Annotated in this window: 18 protein-coding genes and 2 pseudogenes; 10 read left to right on the plus strand and 10 right to left on the minus strand. The window is 73.1% G+C overall.

From position 1 onward, the window contains the following. A pseudogene (locus ABH931_RS38920) lies at positions 1 to 83 on the minus strand (electron transfer flavoprotein subunit beta); the annotation flags it as partial. Positions 84 to 347: 264 nt separating this feature from the next. Here ABH931_RS38920 and ABH931_RS38925 point away from each other — a divergent pair. Together ABH931_RS38925 and ABH931_RS38930 are read left to right on the plus strand one after the other, a co-directional pair. Continuing rightward, the gene (locus tag ABH931_RS38925; protein WP_370124597.1) at positions 348 to 1,118 is read left to right on the plus strand and encodes a lysophospholipid acyltransferase family protein; all 771 of its coding nucleotides are present in this window, start codon (positions 348 to 350) and stop codon (positions 1,116 to 1,118) included. 123 nt (positions 1,119 to 1,241) lie between these two features. Further along, complete coding sequence (locus ABH931_RS38930; protein ID WP_370124599.1) at positions 1,242 to 1,787, plus strand: hypothetical protein; 546 nt, start codon at positions 1,242 to 1,244, stop codon at positions 1,785 to 1,787. A gap of 18 nt (positions 1,788 to 1,805) precedes the next feature. On the opposite strand, the gene ABH931_RS38935 is transcribed toward ABH931_RS38930, so the two are convergent. The 7 genes from ABH931_RS38935 to ABH931_RS38965 form a co-directional block, all read right to left on the minus strand. Then, the gene (locus ABH931_RS38935) at positions 1,806 to 2,420 is read right to left on the minus strand and encodes an ATP/GTP-binding protein (RefSeq protein ID WP_370124601.1); all 615 of its coding nucleotides are present in this window, start codon (positions 2,418 to 2,420) and stop codon (positions 1,806 to 1,808) included. Next, entirely contained in the window at positions 2,401 to 2,784 is a 384-nt protein-coding gene (locus ABH931_RS38940; RefSeq protein ID WP_370124603.1) for a DUF742 domain-containing protein, read from the minus strand. The genes ABH931_RS38935 and ABH931_RS38940 overlap by 20 nt, the downstream gene beginning before the upstream one ends. 12 nt (positions 2,785 to 2,796) lie before the next feature. Next, a complete protein-coding gene (locus ABH931_RS38945; RefSeq protein ID WP_370124605.1) occupies positions 2,797 to 3,219 on the minus strand; it encodes a roadblock/LC7 domain-containing protein in 423 nt (140 codons plus the stop codon). After that, positions 3,191 to 6,076 carry a nitrate- and nitrite sensing domain-containing protein gene (locus ABH931_RS38950; protein ID WP_370124607.1) on the minus strand — a complete coding sequence of 962 codons (2,886 nt, stop codon included), beginning with the start codon at positions 6,074 to 6,076 and terminating at the stop codon, positions 3,191 to 3,193. Before ABH931_RS38950 ends, ABH931_RS38945 begins: the two co-directional genes overlap by 29 nt. After that, a complete protein-coding gene (locus tag ABH931_RS38955; RefSeq protein WP_370124631.1) occupies positions 6,073 to 6,852 on the minus strand; it encodes an MHYT domain-containing protein in 780 nt (259 codons plus the stop codon). The genes ABH931_RS38950 and ABH931_RS38955 overlap by 4 nt, the downstream gene beginning before the upstream one ends. A 149-nt stretch (positions 6,853 to 7,001) precedes the next feature. Beyond that, positions 7,002 to 7,727 (minus strand): hypothetical protein, encoded by a 726-nt coding sequence (locus tag ABH931_RS38960; protein WP_370124609.1) that lies wholly within the window; start codon positions 7,725 to 7,727, stop codon positions 7,002 to 7,004. A gap of 50 nt (positions 7,728 to 7,777) precedes the next feature. Then, the gene (locus ABH931_RS38965) at positions 7,778 to 8,074 is read right to left on the minus strand and encodes a YiaA/YiaB family inner membrane protein (protein ID WP_370124611.1); all 297 of its coding nucleotides are present in this window, start codon (positions 8,072 to 8,074) and stop codon (positions 7,778 to 7,780) included. 90 nt (positions 8,075 to 8,164) lie between these two features. Between ABH931_RS38965 and ABH931_RS38970 the strand changes: the two genes are divergently transcribed. After that, positions 8,165 to 8,920, plus strand: a complete 756-nt coding sequence (locus ABH931_RS38970; protein WP_370124613.1) for a MerR family transcriptional regulator — start codon at positions 8,165 to 8,167, stop codon at positions 8,918 to 8,920. 237 nt (positions 8,921 to 9,157) lie between these two features. Here ABH931_RS38970 and ABH931_RS38975 read toward each other — a convergent pair whose 3' ends face one another. After that, entirely contained in the window at positions 9,158 to 10,882 is a 1,725-nt protein-coding gene (locus ABH931_RS38975) for an enoyl-CoA hydratase-related protein (RefSeq protein ID WP_370124615.1), read from the minus strand. 509 nt (positions 10,883 to 11,391) lie between these two features. Then, positions 11,392 to 12,261: a hypothetical protein gene (locus tag ABH931_RS38980; RefSeq protein ID WP_370124617.1), complete on the minus strand. Its 870-nt coding sequence runs from the start codon at positions 12,259 to 12,261 to the stop codon at positions 11,392 to 11,394. A gap of 139 nt (positions 12,262 to 12,400) precedes the next feature. Between ABH931_RS38980 and ABH931_RS38985 the strand changes: the two genes are divergently transcribed. The 7 genes and pseudogenes from ABH931_RS38985 to ABH931_RS39015 all read left to right on the plus strand — a co-directional run. Further along, entirely contained in the window at positions 12,401 to 13,924 is a 1,524-nt protein-coding gene (locus ABH931_RS38985) for an MFS transporter (protein WP_370124619.1), read from the plus strand. A 152-nt stretch (positions 13,925 to 14,076) separates the two neighbouring features. After that, positions 14,077 to 14,460 (plus strand): hypothetical protein, encoded by a 384-nt coding sequence (locus tag ABH931_RS38990; RefSeq protein ID WP_370124621.1) that lies wholly within the window; start codon positions 14,077 to 14,079, stop codon positions 14,458 to 14,460. Positions 14,461 to 14,481: 21 nt separating this feature from the next. Next, entirely contained in the window at positions 14,482 to 15,723 is a 1,242-nt protein-coding gene (locus ABH931_RS38995) for a hypothetical protein (RefSeq protein WP_370124623.1), read from the plus strand. Continuing rightward, positions 15,707 to 16,477, plus strand: coding sequence for a hypothetical protein (locus tag ABH931_RS39000; RefSeq protein ID WP_370124625.1), 771 nt, complete (start codon positions 15,707 to 15,709; stop codon positions 16,475 to 16,477). The genes ABH931_RS38995 and ABH931_RS39000 overlap by 17 nt, the downstream gene beginning before the upstream one ends. A 28-nt stretch (positions 16,478 to 16,505) precedes the next feature. Beyond that, positions 16,506 to 16,631 (plus strand): annotated as a pseudogene (locus ABH931_RS39005) (aminoglycoside phosphotransferase family protein); the annotation flags it as partial. A gap of 60 nt (positions 16,632 to 16,691) precedes the next feature. Beyond that, positions 16,692 to 17,861 (plus strand): exonuclease SbcCD subunit D, encoded by a 1,170-nt coding sequence (locus tag ABH931_RS39010; RefSeq protein WP_370124627.1) that lies wholly within the window; start codon positions 16,692 to 16,694, stop codon positions 17,859 to 17,861. Beyond that, positions 17,861 to 19,080 (plus strand): AAA family ATPase (locus tag ABH931_RS39015; protein WP_370124629.1); only part of this gene is annotated, 1,220 nt, incomplete at its 3' end. The genes ABH931_RS39010 and ABH931_RS39015, both read left to right, overlap by 1 nt.

Below are 19,080 nucleotides of genomic sequence, written 5' to 3' on the forward strand. Positions count from 1 at the left end.
TCGGTCGTGAAATCCTCCGCGAACCGACGGTCACCCGTCGCGTCCGGCACGTACTTCACACAGACAACGATCCTCAAGCTCACGACCTGTCTCCTGTACTGGTGTACTGGTCACCTTTGTTACCGAAGGGTAGCTTACGCCTGTCGCCCTCAGAGCCATACTCCACCACCGGACTCAAGGCGCAATAAGGGCCATGCGCGTCCACCGTGTGAGATCGACCCTATTGACGGTTCGAACGTGGGTCGGACGTGACACGGGGCAGCCCCAGCGGGCACCATCTGCTGTCGGCAACTTACGCTGACGTAACCGTAGGCTCGGGCGCCGGCCCGCTGAGCATTGGGCTGACTGTGGCAGATCTCGTGTACCCGCCGATCATCGGTGCGGCCCTGACCGCCTTCCGCGGTCTGGATCTGAAGATCGAGATCGAGGGCGCCGAGAACGTGCCCCGCCACGGTGGTGCCGTGCTGGTCAGCAACCACGTCAGCTACCTGGACTTCCTCTTCGCCGGCCTCGGCGCCTACAAGTCGGCCAAGCGCAAGACCCGCTTCATGGCCAAGGACGACGTCTTCAGGCACCGTATCTCGGGCCCGCTGATGCGCGGCATGCACCACATCCCCGTGGACCGCTCCGACGGCCAGCCCGCCTACGACGCCGCCGTCGCCGCGCTGCGCGCGGGCGAGGTGGTCGGCGTCTTCCCCGAAGCGACGATCAGCCGATCGTTCATGCTGAAGAAGTTCAAGACCGGCGCCGCCCGCATGGCCGCGGATGCGGACGTGCCGCTGCTGCCGGTCGTGCTCTGGGGCACCCAGCGGCTGTGGACCAAGGGCGTGCCGAAGCACCTGACCCGCCGCCACACCCCGGTCAGCATCCTCATCGGCGAGCCGATCGTGCTGACCCCGCAGGACCGTCCCGTCATGGTGACCCGCCGGCTGCGCGAGGCCATGGGCGCGCTGCTGGAGCGCGCCCAGCGCGACTACCCGGACCAGCCGGCCGGTGACGACGACCGGTGGTGGCTCCCGGAGCAGCTCGGCGGCACCGCGCCGACCCCGCAGGTCGCCGAGGCCGAGGACGAGCAGGCCGCCGCCGAGAAGGCGGAACGGTCCGGCAAGAAGGACTGACGCGGCCCACCGACCTGACCGATTGACGCGCCGGGTGAACGGGCCGCGTCAAAAAGAGGGTGGAAGAGTGGGAACCGAGTGACGGGGTTCCACGTCGGATCGGCAACCGATCCAGGAGGACCGATGCACACCACCCTCACCGCACGCTCCCTCACCGCCGTCGCCGCGGCCGCCGTCGCCGCCACGCTGCTGCTCAGCGGCTGCTCGTCGACGGGCAAGAGCGCCACCGCGTCCAGCTCGCCCGTAGGCGCCACCACCGCGGCCTCTGCCCCCGCGACGTCGTCCGCCACGGCTGGTGCGGGGGCCTCCACCGGAGCGTCGACGCCCGGTGGCACCACGCCGGTCGTGGTCCGGAACGCCGACAAGGGCAAGACGATCACCCTGCACACCGGCCAGACCCTGGAGGTCGTGCTCTCCGGCGGCTACTGGCCCGCGCCGGCCAGCAGCGCGGCGGGCGTGCTGAAGGCCGCCGGGGCGCCGAGCTTCCTCTCCGCCTCCCCCGGCCGCGGCTGCCCGCCCGGCGTCGGCTGCCGCCCGGAGCAGACGGACTTCACCGCCGTCGCCCCCGGCACGGCGACGGTGAGCGCGACCCGCACCAACTGCGGTGAGGCCATGCGCTGCACCGACGCCAACGGAAAGTTCACCATCAGCGTCACCGTGGTGTCCTGACGGCACGTCGGGGCGCGGTCAGGCCAGCATGCGGGCAGCGTGCAGCCGGCTCGCGTGCTCGACCAGGGCGATCAGCACCCTCTTGCCCGAGTCGCGCTCCCGGGCGTCGCACAGGATGACGGGGGTGTCCACCTCCAGGTCGAGCGCGGAGCTGATCCGCTCCACGGCGTGCTTGCGGGCGCCGGTGAAGCAGTTGACCGCGACGACGAACGGGATGCCGCGCCGCTCGAAGTAGTCCACGGACGGGAAGCAGTCCTGGAGGCGGCGGGTGTCGGCCAGCACCACGGCGCCGAGCGCGCCGTGGGCCAGCTCGTCCCACAGGAACCAGAACCGGTCCTGGCCGGGGGTGCCGAAGAGGTAGAGCGAGAGCCCCTCGCGGATGGTGATCCGGCCGAAGTCCATGGCCACGGTCGTGGTGGTCTTCTGCTCCACCCCACCGAGGTCGTCGACGCCGCGGCTCGCCTCGGTGAGCAGTTCCTCGGTGCGCAGCGGCCGGATCTCGCTGACGGCACCGACCATGGTGGTCTTGCCCACCCCGAAGCCCCCGGCGACGAGGATCTTCAGGGCGAGTGCGGATTCGTCCGCGGGGTTCCGGGCGGCGGGAGCGGTTGCGTCAGAGTGCGCGGAGGCCATTGATCACTTCTCGCAGGATGCGCTCGTCGGGGAGCAGGGCGGGCGGGACGGGTCGGCTGACGCGGATCAGGCCCGCGTCCAGCAGGTCGCCGAGGAGAACCCGGACCACGCCGACCGGCAGGTCCAGCTCGGCGGCGATCTCGGCGACGGACTGGGCCTGGTGGCGGCACACGTTCAGGATCGCGGCGGGTTCGGGGGCGAGACCGGGGTCCTCCCCGTAGGGGCTGTCCGGCCCGTACGGGGTGTCCGCGACGACCATGGCGATCAGGTCGAACGCCTCGCTGGCGGGCCTGGTCCGGCCCCTGGTCAGGGCGTAGAGACGGACCATCGGGCCCGCCTCCTCGTCGAACCAGTTCGGTTCCATGTCGTCCGGTCCTCAGCCCGCCGTGGGCGTGTCCACCGCGCTGCGCGGCGGGGTGTAGAGGTGTTCGCCCACCCGGCGGACCAGGCGGGCCATCTCGTAGGCGATCAGGCCGATGTCGGCGTCCGCGCCCGCGAAGACCGCCAGGCAGGTGCCGTCGCCAGCGGCGACGACGAAGAGGAAGCCGCCGTCGAGCTCGACCATGGTCTGCCGGACCTCGCCGGCGTCGAAGTGGCGGCCGGTGCCCTTGGCCAGGCTGTGGAAGCCGGAGGCAACGGCGGCGAGGTGCTCGCCGTCCTCCCGGCTGAGCCCGGCGGAGACGCCGAGGGCGAGGCCGTCGCGGGAGAGCACGACGGCGTGCCGGACCTGGGCGACCCGGGAGACCAGTTCGTCGAGCAGCCAGTTCAGCTCACCGGTGTGGTTCATCGTCGCGGCCATCCGCGGCGCTCCTCTCGAAATCCTCGAAGTCGTCGTAGGAGCCGTAGGACTCGTCGTCCTGTGCGTTCTCCTGGTGCAGGCGCAGGTGCCGCGCCGACCGGCCGCGGGCCCAGCCGTCGCGCAGCGCGGACATGGTGGCTCGTGCCTGCTCCGGGCTCCGCTCGTCCGCGTCGCCGCTCGGCCGCGCCGAACGCCTCCGCTCGGCGGGCGGGTCCTCCCGCAGTTGCACGGCGAGGCTCGCCTGCCGGACGCGCCGCGGCAGCGGATCGCCCTCCGCGGTGGCGGCCGTCGCACCCGGCGCCCGCCCGAACGGCACCGGCTCCGCCGTGTCCTGCAACGAGGCGGCGCCCTTGTCGCGGGCTCCGAACGGCCGCCCGAACGGCGCGGCCTCCCCGCTCCCCCGCCGCGTGGGCAGCGGCGCGTCGTCCTGGTCCCCGGACCCGTCCGCCCAGCCGGCGGAACGTCCGAACGGCAGCGGCGCCCCGTTCTCCACGTCGCGGCCCACCGCCTCGCCGGGTTCCGCCGCCGCGGCGGCGGACCGCCCGGACGACGCCGTGACCGGGGTCGTGTCGGCGCCGCCTCCGGTGCCGCTCTGGCGGGCGACGACCGGCCGGCCGAAGGGCGGCGGCGCAGCCGCGCCGTCGGTGCCGGTGCCGGTGACAGCCCCGCCCGCCGCGGGCGCGACATCCCCCTCGTGCCGGACGGGTCGCGGCGCGGGGGTCGGATCCGGGGTGGCGGAGCGCGGGGCGGGCACCGGTTGCTGGAGCGGCGGCAGGTCGAGCTCCGCGTCCAGTGGAGCGCGGCGGCGCTGGCGGCCGGTCTCCAGCAGGGCGCTGGGCAGCAGCACGACGGCGGTGGTGCCACCGTAGGCGGAGGGCCGCAGGGAGACGCGGACGCCGTGGCGGCGGGCGAGGCGGCTGACCACGAAGAGGCCGAGCCGGTCGCTGTCGAAGAGGTCCGCCTGCTGCGCGTCGGCGATCCGCCGGTTGGCCTCGGCGATCGCCTCCTTTCCCATGCCGAGCCCGCGGTCCTCGATCTCCACCGCGTACCCCGCGCCGACCTGCTCGCCGGAGACCAGCACCTTGGTGTGCGGGGGCGAGAAGCCCGTCGCGTTCTCGACGAGCTCGGCCAGCAGGTGGGTGAGGTCGGCGACGGCCGCGCCGACCACCGCGACACCGGGCAGGCGTCGCACGTCCACCCGCGAGTAGTCCTCGACCTCGGCGACCGCCGAGCGCACCACGTCCAGCAGCGGCACCGGCTTGCGCCAGGCCCGTCCGGGCGCAGCGCCGGAGAGGATGATCAGGCCCTCGGCGTGACGGCGCATCCGGGTCGTCAGGTGGTCGAGCCGGAACAGGTCCTCCAGCTCGGCGGGGTCCTCGGTGCGCCGCTCCATCGCGTCCAGCAGCGTCAGCTGACGGTGGACCAGGACCTGGCTGCGACGCGCGAGGTTCACGAAGACACCCGAGACCCCGGACAGCACCTCGGCGCGTTCCACCGCCGCGGTCAGCGCCGCGCGCTGGACGGTGTTGAGGGCCTCGCCGACCTGGCCGATCTCGTCGTCGCCGGCCTCGACGACGGGCGCCTCGGCCTCGATGTCGATCTCCTCGCCTGCCCGCAGCCGCCGCATCGCGGCGGGGAGCCGGCGACCGGCCAGCTCAAGCGCGGAGTTGCGCAGCCCGACCAGCTCGACGACCAGCCCGCGCCCGATCCGGACGGAGATGAGCAGCGACAGGACGACCGCGGCGAGGCCGAAGAGCACGGCCGCGCCGTTCCTGGTCAGGGCGCCGAGGCTGTAGGGGTCCACGTTGGCGCCGGAGGTCCCCGCGGCGGTCAGCACCGAGTCCAGTTGCTGCTGGACGGTGGTGGCGGTGGGCACCCAGTCCGTGCCCGCCGCCGTCACGGCCCTGGCCCCGCCACCGGAGGCGCGGATCGCGTCCTCCAGCGCCGTGAGCGCACGGTCCTGCTGACCGCCGGTCACCTGCCGGTAGGCGGTGAGGTCGACGGGCCGCAGGTCGGGGACGGCGGCGTCCTCCAGGGTGTGGCGGGCGTAGCGGGCACCGGTGAACTCCTGGTACTGCTCCGGCGTCATCCTCCCGGTGGCCTGGGCCGCCTGGACGGCCGCGTCCTCGCGGGCCAGCATCTCCCGGGCCTGGGAGAGCTCCAGGACCACCCGGGCGTCGGAGGCCACCGTGGTGTTCTGCACGCCGGTCAGCGCGCCGACGACTCGGAAACCGCCGTCGACGACGCCCGCGTAGGCGTCGGCCGCCGCGGCCCAGTCGAGTTGGCGTCCCTCGACGCGGGCGCGCAGCTGCCGCAGCGAGGTGGTGGCCGCCTCGAGCGCGTCGATGCGGGCGGGCAGCGCGGCGGCGAGGCCGACGGCGTCCGGTTCGCCGCGCAGGATGTCCTGACCCATGGCGCCGGCAGCCGTGTCGGTGGCCCTGGCGCGGGTGTCGTAGGTGTCGAGCCGGCCCGGGTCGGGGGCGGCCAGGTACGCGAGCGCGGCGGTGCGTTCGGCCTGGACGGCGGAGACGGTGGTGCCGATGGGCTGCAGCAGGGTCTGGTCGACGCGCTTGAGGCGCATCAGCGAGTCGATCTGCTGGGCGGTGGAGACGGTCGCGAAGCCCCACAGCCCGAGCAGCGAGACGACCGGAACCATCAGCAGCGACACGATGCGGGCGCGGACCGTGCGGGGGCGCAGCCGCAGGCGCAGGGTGCGCGGTCCGCTCCGGTAGGTGGGCGGTCGGCCCTCGTCGGCCGGGGGGCCGGCGTGCGCGGGGCGCGGGCGGGGCGTGACGGCCGTGGTGGTGCCGGTGGCGGAGGTGGTGGCCGCGCCGCGGGTGGAGGTGGGGGCCGTCACCGCGGCACCGCCGGGAGGTGGCGCAGGTGCTCGGCGCCGGCGTTGGCCGCCCGTTCCTGGGCGGTGGGCGAGAGCGCGACGAAGGCGGAGGTGAGGAAGAGGTAGGAGCCGAGGCCGACGGCGAGCGGGAAGACGAACTGCATCAGCGTCGCGCCGGGCAGGGGCGCGGTCGACGGGGTGACCTGGACGATCACCGCGTCCATGCCGGTGTAGTGCATGGAGCTGACGGCCAGGCCCATCACCAGCGAGGCACCGGCCGCCGCGACCGGCCCGGAGATGTTGAGTCCGGCCCAGAGCGCGGCGGTGGAGGCGGCGATGGCGATGACCACGGACAGCACCACCGCGAGGGGCGCGTAGCTCAGCCGGCCGTGCAGGTTGAGCGCCGCCATGCCGATGTAGTGCATGGCCGCGACCCCGAGGCCGGTGGTGAGGCCGCCCAGCAGCAGTGACCGGTACTTGTGCCTGCCGTAGCCGACGGCGAAGGCGCCGAGCCCGACGAAGAGCATCGCGCCGAGCAGGCTGAGCAGGGTCAGCGGCACGTTGTAGCGGATCTCGGTCCCGGTGACCGTGAACCCGAGCATGGCGACGAAGTGCATGGTCCAGATCCCGGACCCGATCGCGGAGGCCCCCGTGATCAGCCAGTTGCGCTTGGCGCGGCCGGTCGAGCCGACCGCACGCACCATGCAGCGCAGCCCTAACGCCGAGCCGAGGACGGCCATCAGATAGGACAGGGTCGGCGTCAGCCAGCCGTACCCCAGCTCGGTCATGCTCCCCATCGCGCCCATGTGGCCGCCCCTCCGTAACGCTCGTGGCAGAACGGAGTGGGACGCTACTGAGCGGATTCACCCGATTACGCGGACTCGGGCAAAAGTGCCGCATCGCTGCACAAGGTGTGCTGAAGTAATGAGGCATATGCCTGCCCGCGTTACTGCAACACGCCCACCGCGCGGGCGATGACCAGGGCCAGGGTCAGCAGCGAGATGGTCGACTGGGAGAGCATCAGCATCTTCGCCCAGCGCGACAGCGGCATGGTGTCGGTGGGGCTGAAGGACGTGGCGTTGGTGAAGGCCACGTACAGGTAGTCGAAGTAGAACGGCTCCCAGTCGGGCCGGGCGATCCCCTCCTGCTGCATCTGCGGGAAGAGGAAGTCCGGGTGCTTGTGGATGCCCATCGCCCGCTTCACCGGGCCGCCGCGGTCCCACTCCCAGTACCAGAGACTGAACGCGATGATGTTGGTGATCCAGATCCCGCCGCCGGTCATCAGCAGCTGGACCGGGGAGATCCCCTGCGAGCCGTGGATCAGGTCGCGCACGAGCAGCACCGCGGACCAGCCGTTGGCCAGGCTGACGGCGGCCGCGAGCAGCAGCCCCAGCACCCGGACCCGGTTGCCGGACCTGGCGATGTGCCGGTGCGGGTTGACCAGCAGCAGCGCGCCCATCAGCAGCAGTTCGAGCACCGGCATGAGCCAGCGCGGGTGGATGCTGAGCCGTTCGGGCAGAAACCACTGGATGGTGATGGCGACGAGCAGCGCGGCCGTCACGGACCAGCGCTGCTCACCCTCGGTCCGACGGAGCCACGCGGGGAGCAGGTCCTCCTCGGTCGGGTCGTCGTCGCCGTTCGGTGCGTTGTCGAGGTTCTCCTGGGCGTTCACGGCGCACATTGTGCACGGTCCGGGCAGGCGTGCGGTCAGAGGGCGGGCCCTCAGGGAGCGTCCACCCGGAACGGGTCGTGCTCGGTCAGCAGCTTGTCCAGGCGGGCCTGGTCCACCCGGGAGGTGTAGCGGGTCTCCTCCTGCCGGTCACGGATGACCTTGGCCAGGGTGAAGGCGGAGGTGACGGTGTAGAGCAGGCCGAGTCCGAGGAACGCGCGGACCCAGCCGTCGACATGGAGGTAGGCGATGCCCACCGTCATGGTGCCCAGAGCGATGGCGAAGGAGATGCCCGCCTGGACGTAGTACGCCCCGGAGGTCCCCTGTCTGACGGGCGGTGTGTTGGCCATGCCCGCAGAATGCTGGCGGCCGGGCGGGTCCCGCATGAGTACGCGTACTCAGATCGGCTCCCGTTCGGCCGGTGTCGCTACCCTCGACCCGTGAACGAGAGCAGCAGCGCACGGGCGGGCGCCCGCGAGTACCGCACCGAGGAGCTGGCCCTGGCGGCCGGCATCCCCCTGCGCACCCTGCGCTTCTACCGCGAGCGCCGGTTGCTCCCGCCGCCGCGCCGCGAGGGCCGGATCGCCTGGTACAGCGAGGACCACCTGGCGCGGCTGCGCGTCATCGCGGACCTGCTGGAGCGCGGCCACACCCTCGGCGGGATCGCGGAGCTGCTCGCGGCGTGGGAGTCCGGCCAGGACGTCGCGGAGCTGCTGGGTCTGGAGGCGGCGATCGGCGCGCCCTGGTCCCAGGAGACCGAGGTGGAGGTGACCGTCGAGGAGCTGGCGCGGACTTTCCCCGGCGAGGTCGACGACGCCTCGCTGGCCGCCTCGGTCGACCTCGGCTACCTGCGGCACGAGGGTGAGGCGCTGGTCCACGTCAGCCGCCGCCTGCTGGACGCGTCGGCGGCGCTGGTCGCGGAGGGTGTCCCGCTGGGCGCGGTCCTCGCCACCGCCCGCGGCGTCCGCGCGAGCGCGGACGCGCTGGCCGACCAGTTCGTCGAGCTGATCGTCGAGCAACTGCTACCGGACCTCGGCGAGCCCCTCCCACCGGGCGAACCGACGCGCCTGGCCGAGGCGCTGGACCGCCTGCGGGACGTGGCCCGGACGGTGGTGGACGTGGAGTTCGCCCTCGCGATGGACCGCCGGGTCCAGCGCGAGGTCAAACGCATCGGCGAGAGGCGCCACGGGCGTTGACGCTGTCGCCGGGTGAGTTGTGCTCCCGCCTGTGGTTGCACCCTCCAGGGGCGCGGGGCTCTGCTCGATGAACTGCGTGCGCGACAAGCCACCCGAGGTCATTGAGCTCCCGGGCGGACAGGGCCATCCGCCTCGGTCGGGTTGCTCGAGCCCACGCAGGGGGCACCTTCCGGCCGAAGGCTGGGGAGGAGCCGCATATTGGCAGAGCCCCGCGCCCCCTGTGACGCGCTGCGCGCGTCAGGCGGGGATGTGGTGGAGGCGGGTCGGGGTGGTGTCCGGGCGGGTCTTGTGGAGGAAGGCGCGGCGCAACGCGTGGTAGGCGTCGTCCGGGCCGTAGAAGTTGCGGTGCATCAGGGCGAGTTCCTCCGAGCGGTACCACGCCAGTGGCGTGCGCCCCTCCGCCCGGCGCAGCGCGCCGCGCTTCGCCGCGAGGCGGCGGAAGAGGCGCGGGTCACAGGCCAGGCCCTGCGCCAGATCCGCGACGTGGTCGGCCACACGTTCGGGCGCGCAGTCCAGGACGCGGTCGACCAGTCCCAGGTCGAGCGCGCGCTCCGGACCCACCGGCAGCGCCTCCGCGGTGAGGCGGCGCGCCTGCTCCCGACCGACGCGGCGCGGCAGGGTGTAGGTCCAGAACTCCGAGCCGTGCAGGCCCATCAGCCGGTAGTGCGGGTTGAGCACCGCGCCCCGGCGCACCCACACCTCGTCGGCGGCCAGCGCCAGCATCAGCCCGCCGGCGGCGGCGTTGCCGCCCAGCGCGGCGACGGTCAGCTTGTCGCGGGTGGTCAGGATCGCCTCGACGAGGTCGTCCATGGCGTTGATGTTGGCCCATGACTCGTGCGCGGGGTCCGGCGCGGCCTCGATCGCGCCGAGGTGGATGCCGTGCGAGAAGACGTCCCGGTGCGCGCCCAGCACCAGCACCCGCGTGGGGCGGCTGCGCGCGTAACGGTAGGCGGTGAGGAGGCGGCGGCAGTCCGTCGTGCTCATCGCGCCGCCGGGAAAGGAGAACCGCAGCAGCCCGGCGGCTCCCTGCTCGTGGTAGCGGACGGTCGCCCAGGTCTGGCGCTTGCGGTGGGGTCGCAGGGCAACACCGATCTCGGGGACGCCGAGCAGGAGCCCGGCCGCGCCGAGGACCGTCGCTGCCGGGGCCTTGGCGGTCGGCGGACCGTCGGGCGGTGTCCGGCGCGGCCGCAGCGCGCTCAGCCACACCGCGCCGTCGACGGTCGCCCGGCACACCGCCCCCTCGCGCGTCGCCAGCAGTGTGCCGGGCACGCCGCGCAGCTCGTCCTCGGGCTGGCCGCCGTGGAGGTAGTAGGCGGTGCCGCCGAGCGTGTCGAGCACGCCCGGACTGGAGTCGGCGGTGCGCAGCTTTCGGGCGACGGAGTCGGTCCCCTCCGAGGTCCAGTCGATCGCCCGGCGGTCCTGCCGGTGGTACGGCCGCGCAGCGCCCGGCGGTGCCGACGCCGGCACGAAGCGCCGGGAGGCGAACCGTTCCACCGCCCGCAGCACGGCCGCGGACGCGGCGTCGGCCAGCTCGTTGCGGTACAGGTCGCTCTTCGCGATCCCGCCGGCCTCGGCGTGCTCGGGAATGTCGAACTCCTCGGACGCCCAGACGGGCCCGGCGTCCATCTCCGCGACGGCCTGCAGCACGGTGACGCCCCAGCGGCGGCGCCCCTCGGCGAGCGCCCAGTCCAGTGAGGAGGGCCCGCGGTCCCCGGGCGGCCCGGGGTGGACGACCAGGCAGACGTGCCCGGTCCACACGTCAGCGGGCAGGCGGCTGGTCAGCATCGGCGCGACGACGAGCTCGGGCCGATGTCTGCGTATCGCTTCGCGCAGTTCCGCGTCCCCGCGCGGGCCGCCGCCGAGATCGAGGGAGACGGAGATCTCGTGGCGCTGGTAGGCGAGTTCGACCGCGATGCGCTGGGTGAGGCTGTTGAAGGCGCTGGCGTGCAAGAGGATGCGCATGGTTCCCTCCGGGGCGGACGGGCGCGGCGGCGAAGGCCGCCGCATATGCCGCCGTCCCTACCCCGGCCCCACAACCAACACGCCCGGTTCCGCATGGCGCTCAGCCGCACACCGGGTCCGACCCGCACCCCCTCACGCCCCCAGGCGCCGCCTTGACGCACGCCTTTGCGCAGACGGCCAGTTGCACTCCCCCAGGGGCGCGAGGCTCCGCCCTGGTCGGGCGCCACCCACTCCGCGCCTCGGTGCACTCCCCCAGGGGCGCGAGGCTCCGCCCTAGTCGGGCGCCACCCACTCCGCGCCTCGGTGCACTCCCCCAGAGGCGCGAGGCTCTGCTGATACGCGGCGGCGCCACGTGGGCGCGAGCAACAACCCGGTGCGGATGGCCCTGCGCGCCCCGGACCATCCGCGCCCACGCAGGGGCACCTCCCGGCCGAAGGCTGGGGGAGGTGCCGCACGTCAGCGGAGCCCCGCGCCCCTGAAGGTGCATGGTCCCCGCCTGCCCCTGGCGGCTACGCCGCGGGGTAGGGCTCCGGGTGGTACTTGCCGAGGAAACGGTCGGCGACGACCCTGCTCCAGGGCAGGACCAGGTCGTGGAGGCGGCGCGAGTCCTCGCGCCCCAGCGCCTCCCACGGCGCGAGCGAGAGACGGTCCGTCAGATCCTCGATCTCCTCGCGGAGCTCGCGGCCCCGCAGGGTGAGGCCGCCGTCCTCGGTGAGCAGGTGCCGGTCGTGGAGGCGCTGCTCCGCCGCCTCCCACGCCTCGTCGGACCAGCCGCGGCGCGGCTGGATGGAGGCGCGGCGCTCGCGGCCGGAGGCGACCGCGTTGACCAGGACCTCGACCGCGTCCAGGCCGGAGGCCAGCAGCGCGGTGTTGTGGCCGTCGCCGCGCCACTCGCGCAGCGTGGTGACCGCCTGCCACAGCTTCAGGTGGGGGGCCTCCGGGAGGGGCAGCGCCGCGTTCGCGGCGCCCAGCGGCCGACCGGCCGAGGTGCACGCGGCCGCCGCGGCAGCGGCGAGCTCGGCGGCCTCCGCCATCTCCGCGGAGCCCAGCACATCCGCGTCGAACAGGTCCCGCAGGGCCGCGTCCACCGCGTCGACGCGGAGCGCCAGCAGTTCCTCCGGCGGGGCCGCCGCGCGGACCTTGGCGGTGTTGGCCGCGACCATGCCCGGCTCGAAGTGGAAGAAGACCGCCTCCACCAGCCCCTCGGACGCGGCGCCCAGCGGCGAGACGCGTCCGGCGAAGTACGCGGCCCAGGCGTCGAGCCCGACGGAGCCGAAGACGCCCACCGCGGCCGGACTGAACACGATGGCCGCGTAGTACGGGTCCAGGCCGTCACGCATGGCGCGCGCGGCCCGCAGGTCGAACGGTCGAGTCGTCATCGCATCAGAGTAGGGGAAGCGGCCCCCAAGAGGTTGACTTCCTAAACCTTTCTTGTCTAAAGTTTCATCCAGATACTTCAGATACTGAAACATCAAGGGTCTTGAGTACCCTCCCCGCACCCCGAAGGACCTTCGCTCCATGAGCACCCCGATGTCCGCGAGCGCCGCCGCTCCCGCCGCCCGGCGCGGCAGCACGCCCCTGATCCTCGCCCTGGGCCTCGCGGCGATGGTCGTCTCGATGGCCCAGACCCAGGTCGTCCCGATCCTGTCGCTGCTGGCGCGTGACCTGCACGCGAGCAGCTCCGGCGTCAGCTGGGTGACCACCGCCACCCTCCTGTCGGCTGCCGTCTTCACCCCGCTGCTCGGCCGCGTCGGCGACCTCTACGGCAAGAAGCAGACCCTGATCGCCGTTCTCGGGGTGATGGTGGCCGGCTCGCTGCTGGCCGCGACCACGACCTCACTGACACTGCTGATCATCGGCCGCGTGCTGCAGGGCTCGGCCACCGCGATCTTCCCGCTGGCGCTGTCGATCATCCGCGACCAGGTGCCGCACGAGAAGCTGCACGGCGCGATGGCGCTGGTCAGCAGCACCCTGGCCTTCGGCTCCGGCCTCTCGCTGGTGATCACCGGCCTGCTCACGCAGGGCTCGAACCCGAACTACCACTCGGTGTTCTGGGTCTCCACCGGCCTGTCCCTGCTGGCGCTCGTCGCCGTCGTCTTCCTGGTCCCGAACCGCGGCCACGCCGCGGGCGGCCGGATCGACTACCTCGGCACGCTGACCCTGGCGGGCTTCCTGGTCCTGCTGCTGCTCGGCATCTCGCAGGGCCACGACTGGGGCTGGACCTCCGGCAAGACGCTGGGCTGCTTCGCCGGCTCCGCCGTCGTCGCGGCGCTGTGGGTGCTCGTCGAGCGCAAGGTCGCGTCGCCGCTGGTGGACCTGCAGATGTTCACCCACCGGCAGGTGGCCTTCACCAACCTCTCCGGCCTGTTCATCGGCTTCGCCTCGTTCGCGCAGTTCATCGGCATCTCCTACCTGGTGCAGATGCCGCAGCAGCTGGCCCACTACGGCTTCACCGCCTCGGTGCTGCGCGCCTCGGTCGAGTACCTGCTGCCGAGCTCGCTGATCGCGCTCATCGCCGCGCCCGTGGGCGGCATCCTGGTCCGGAAGATCAGCGCCCGCTACACGCTGGCGATCGGCGCGGTCATCGGCTCCGTCGGCTTCGCCTGGCTGGCCTTCTCGCACGGCAGCAGCATCGGCGTGATCCTGGCCGGCCTGCTCACCGGCACCTCGATCGCCTTCGGTTACGCGTCGATGCCCGCCCTGATCGCGGCGAGCGTCCCGCTGGAGCAGACCGGTATCGCCAACGGCATCAACTCCATCTCCCGCTCGGTCGGCAGCTCGATCGCCTCGGCGGTGGTCACCTCGCTGCTGGCGTCGAAGCTGATCCAGGGCCTGCCGGCGGGCGTCCCGCCGCTGCCGCAGGAGAGCCAGTTCACGATGAGCTTCGTGATCGGCATGGCGGCCCTGCTGCTGACCGTCCCGGTCGCCCTGCTGGGCCTCAGCAAGGCGCACAAGCCGCTGGGCGCGCCGGTCGCCTCCGGCGGCACGGGCGCGGACGCCCCGGCCCTGGCCGACCGCGAGGAGCAGCCGATCTCCGGCTGATCCCCGGCAGGTCCGAACGGCCCGCGCGGCCCCGATCCTCCTGGTCGGGGCCGCGCGGGCCGTTCACGTCGGTGGTGAATCCTTGGTGATGTGCCCACGCCATGTCCCCCCGCCTCTTACTTGACGATCATCCGATGAGTAGCCTCTCCCCCGTGCCATCAACCTCAGACGTCCCGACCGCCGTCGGCAGCTTCGCGGCGATCTGGAGCCGCGCGCTCTTCCCGGTCACGCGGAGCGATCTGACACGCGATCAGCTCACCGAGCTGCTCACCCCCATGGCCGGGCAGCTGCGCGACGCCCTCCACCAGGACCGATTCGACCCCCGACCCGCCCGCTCCATCGGCAACCAGCTGGTCCTCGGCCACTCGGACGAGCCCGACGCCCTGGCCCAGACTCTCGGCGTCATGGACGCCTACCTGTTGCTCTACTTCCCGCCCCCCAAGCCCCTCTCCGGCCCCATCGCCCGCGCCCGCTCGGCCCGCCTGCAGCACGCGGTGGCGGCAGGCTTCGTCGAAGCGGTCCGGGACCAGAAGTAGCGGAAGGACAGTCACCGTTCGATGGACGCGACTCAGGCGGCCGAAGCCCGCCTCGACGAGGCCGGCACCCTTCTGGTCGCCCCCTCGGCGGTGCAGGAGCACGACGCGGTGCGGGACTTCTTCGGGGCCACCCTCACCCCGCAGGAGCTCGCCTCCGGCGCGCACGACCTCACCGGGAAGACCGTCTACCTGTGCGGCGACGTGTCCGGCGTCGGCAGCCACCACCTGCGGGCGGCCGCGCGGGTGTTCGTCGTCCGCGAGCTGTCGCACGGGTGCCACGAGGACACTGACGGCCCCGGGACACCGGTCGGCCTCGGCCGCGTGCCCCTCCGGGTCCACGGCGCCGGGGTGTACTACCCCCGGTTCTTCGACCTCGACGGCGACCACTTCGGCCGGATCCGCGCGGAACACGTGTTCCAGTCCCTGACCGAGTCCACCAAGCCCGGAACAGCCCACCGTAGCGGGATCTACCTGACGCCCGTCACCCGCGACGGCGACGGCGACGGCGACGAGCTGCACTTCCGCCTGCTGCGGTGCTCCACGAACCTCTCGGGACCGACCGAGGGCTTCGGCCCGACGGACACGGACATCGTCGAGGCCCTGAACCGCGAGGCGGCCGCCGTCTTCACGAACCAGGCCCCGCTGAACCACGTCCTCGCCCAGACCTACCACAACACCCTGGCCACACCCGGGCGCAAGCAGTCCAAGGCCAGGATCTCGGCCCATGCCGACAAGACCAAGGACATGCCGGCCAACGGCATCATGGCCTTCTGCACCTTCTACGACGGCCTCGACAGGCTGCGCCCCCTGACCGACGACCCCTTCGACCACGGCGTGAAGGGGGCCAGCGGGCTGACCCGACTCCACTTCCGCCTCAAGGAGCCGACCGCGGATCGCGACGGGGCCGCCCTCCCCGCGCAGTTCACCCTCACGCTCCACCCGGGCTCGGTGTTCTTCATGCCGCTGTCCACCAACCGCCTGTACGCCCACGAGATCCGGCCCTCGGCGCTGGACGCCGAGCTGCTCCCGACCCGCCTGGGCTACGTGGTGCGCTGTTCGAGCACCGAAGCCGTCCACAGGGACGGCCGGACGTTCCTCAGGAGGGCCGGAAAGCTGGTGCCGCTGGAGCCGCCCACCCCGGACGGCCTCGACGAGCTGCGCAGGCTGTACGCCGAGGAGAACCGGACCTCGTCCGTCATCGACTACGGCGACCGGTTCCTCTTCAGCATGAACGCGGGAGACTACCTTGCCCCCCGAGCCTAGGATCGCGGACGGGATCCGCACCTGCGCCCTGCCGAGCGGGGAGAACCCCTTCGCGGAGCTGTCCGCGTCGGCGCTTCTGGAGGACGTGGGAAAGGGCCGCCGGGGCACCACCCTCACCCGGGTCGACGAGGCCGGTGGTGTGCCCCTGGTCCGGACCACCACGCGGTACGGCAGCCCGGCCCAGCGCTTCCGGGCGGTGCACGAACGGCTGGCCCGCCAGGTCCAGGCGTGCGCGGAGCTTCCGGTCGCCTTCGACAACGCGCTCATCGAGAGCTACACCAACGCCTACGCGACCATGGGCAGCCACAGTGACCAGGCCCTCGACCTGGCCGACGGGTCGTTCGTCGCCGTCTACTCCTGCTACCGGGAGCCCCACACGAGCCCGCCCAGAAAGCTGATCTTCGAGCGCAAGGGCTCCGGCGACGAGACGTGGGAGATCCCCCTCACCCACAACAGCGTCGTCGCGTTCTCGGTCGAGTCGAACCGGCGGTTGCGGCACCGCATCGTGCTGGACCCGCGCGACCGGGCGGTGGAGAGCCAGTGGCTGGGGGTGACCTTCCGGACCTCGAAGACCCACCTCCGGTTCCGCGACGGACAGGCGCTCCTCCCGGACGGCACCCGCCTCACCTCGGCCGACGAGGAGCAGCAGCGCGAGTTCTACCGGCTGAGGCGTCGTGAGAACACCGAGACGGACTTCGTGTACCCCCCGCTCACGTACACCGTCAGCGAGAGCGACCTCCTGCCACCCGTATGACCGATAGGGTCACCTGACCAGCAAGTCCTACATGTTCGCGATGCGCCTGTCGCTCGTGGCCGACCCGCTGCGCCTGCTCGACGGGGACTTCCCCGACCGCGACTTCATGCGGGGCATCGCCGAGCACAACCTGAAGAAGCTCTGGAGCTGGTGACCGGTCGGGCGGAGGTCACGGAATCGGTGTTGTCGGTGGCAGGAGTTAATGTCGTGAGCCATGCGCTTCCTGCACACCTCCGACTGGCATCTGGGCCGCTCGCTCCACCGGGAGAACCTGCTCCCGGCCCAGCGGGCGTTCCTGCGGCACCTCGTGCAGACCGCGCAGGCCGAGCAGGTCGACGCTGTGCTCGTCGCCGGTGACGTGTACGACCGGGCCGTACCCAGCCTGGGGGCCGTGGAGCTCTTCGACGAGGCGCTGCACGCGCTCGCCGCGCTCGGGGTGCCGGTCGTGCTGATCAGCGGCAACCACGACAGCGCGCAGCGGCTCGGGGTCGGGGCCGGGCTGGTGGCACGCGCGGGCGTGCACCTGCGGACGGCGCCTGAGCCGGAGGCGCTCGCCGAGCCGGTGGTACTGCGGGACGCGCACGGCGAGGTCGCCGTCTACGGGCTGCCGTATCTGGAGCCCGCCCTGGTCCGGCGGCGGCTCGGCGCGGAGGAGGTCAGCCACACGGCCGTCCTGTCCGCCGCGATGGACGCCGTCCGTGACGACCTCGCGGCGCGCCGTGCCGAGGGCGGCGACGTCCGGTCGATCGTGCTCGCGCACGCCTTCGTCATCGGCGGCGAGAGCAGCGACAGCGAGCGGGACATCGCGGTCGGCGGGGTCCCGAGCGTGCCCGCCTCCGTCTTCGAGGGGGTCGACTACGCCGCCCTCGGCCACCTGCACGGGTGTCAGACGATCAACGAGCGGGTGCGCTACAGCGGCTCGCCGCTGGCCTACTCCTTCTCCGAGGCCGAGCAGCGCAAGACCATGTGGCTGGTCGAGCTGGGCCCGAGCGGCGAGGTCGACGCCCGGCGGCTGGACTGCCCGGTCCCCCGCGGCCTCGCACGGATCCGCGGCGAGCTGGACGAGCTGCTGACCGAGGACGCCCACGCCGCGGCCGAGGGGTGCTGGGTGCAGGCCACGCTCACCGACGCCGCCCGCCCGCCGCAGGCGATGGAACGGCTTCGGGTGCGGTTCCCGCACACCCTGCAGCTCTCCTTCGAGCCCCAGGGGCGCGAGGACGACGGGCTGCACAGCTACGGCGCGCGGGTGCGAGGCCACGACGACGGCGCGGTCGCGCTCGGTTTCGTCCGGCACGTGCGCGGCGCGGCCGCCACCGCGGCGGAGTCGACCCTCCTGGTCGAGGCCGTCGAGGCGGCGGCGCGCGTCGTGGGCGGGGAGATCTGATGCGACTGCACAAGCTGACCGTCACCGCCTTCGGGCCGTTCGGCGGGGAGGAGCGCGTGGACTTCGACGCGCTCGCCTCCGGCGGTCTGTTCCTGCTGACCGGGCCCACGGGCGCGGGCAAGACCAGCGTCCTCGACGCGGTCTGCTTCGCCCTGTACGGCTCCGTCCCCGGCAGCCGCGGCAGGGCAGGGCGGGGGCTGCGCAGCGACCACGCCGACGGGTCCGTGCTCACCAGCGTCGAGCTGGAGCTGACCCTCGGCGGCCGGCGGCTGCTGATCCGGCGCAGCCCCGAGCAGATGCGCCCCAAGCAGCGCGGCGAGGGCCTGACGCCGGTCAAGGCGCAGACGCTGCTGAGCGAGTGGTCCGACGAGGAGAACGACTGGCGTCCGCGCAGCGGCTCGCACCAGGAGATCGGCGCCGAGCTGCTCGACCTGATCGGCATGAGCCGGGACCAGTTCACCCAGGTCGTGCTGCTGCCGCAGGGCGATTTCGCCCGCTTTCTGCAGGCGAACGCGCAGGACCGGCGGGAGCTGCTGGGCCGGCTCTTCGACACCCGCCGCTTCGGCCACGTCGAGGCGTGGCTCACGGAGCACCGACAGCGGTGCGAGAAGGAGACGCAGTCCGTCCGGGCCGACATCGCGGCCGCGCTGGAACGACTGCAGGAGGCGGCCGGGCCGGGCCTGCCCTCCGAGGAGTCGGAGGTTCCGGCGCCGGACACCTCCGGCCCCGGGCTGCTCGCGTGGGCGGCGGCGCTGCGCGAGCGGGCCGTGCTGCGGCGGGAGGTCGCCGAGGTGCGCCGCGAGCTGGTGGGCGCGCGGCGCGCCCGGAGTGCGGCACAGCTGCGCACGACGGAGGCGCTGCTCGCGCACCAACTGGAGCACCGCCGCGCCGTCGAGGCGCTCGCGGCGCTCACCGCCGCGGCACCGGAGCAGCGTGAGCGCGAGGAACGCCTCGGGTGGGCCGAGCGGGCCGCCTCCGTCGGCCCGGTCCTCCGCCAGGCCGCCGACGCGGCCCAGTCCGCCGCCCGCGCCGCCACCGACCGCACCCACGCCCTCGCGGCCCTGCCCCACACGGCCTTGCCGCCCGCAGCCCGGGTCGACCCGCACGAGGGCGCGCCGAGCCGGACCGTATCGGGACAGACGGCGGCGGCCGAAAGCACCGCGCACAGCAGCACCGCGTCCGCAGCCGGCGCCGACCCGCGCGAAGGCGCCCCGAGCGC

It is taken from the genome of Streptacidiphilus sp. MAP12-33, from assembly GCF_041261265.1.
Lineage (GTDB): Bacteria > Actinomycetota > Actinomycetes > Streptomycetales > Streptomycetaceae > Streptacidiphilus.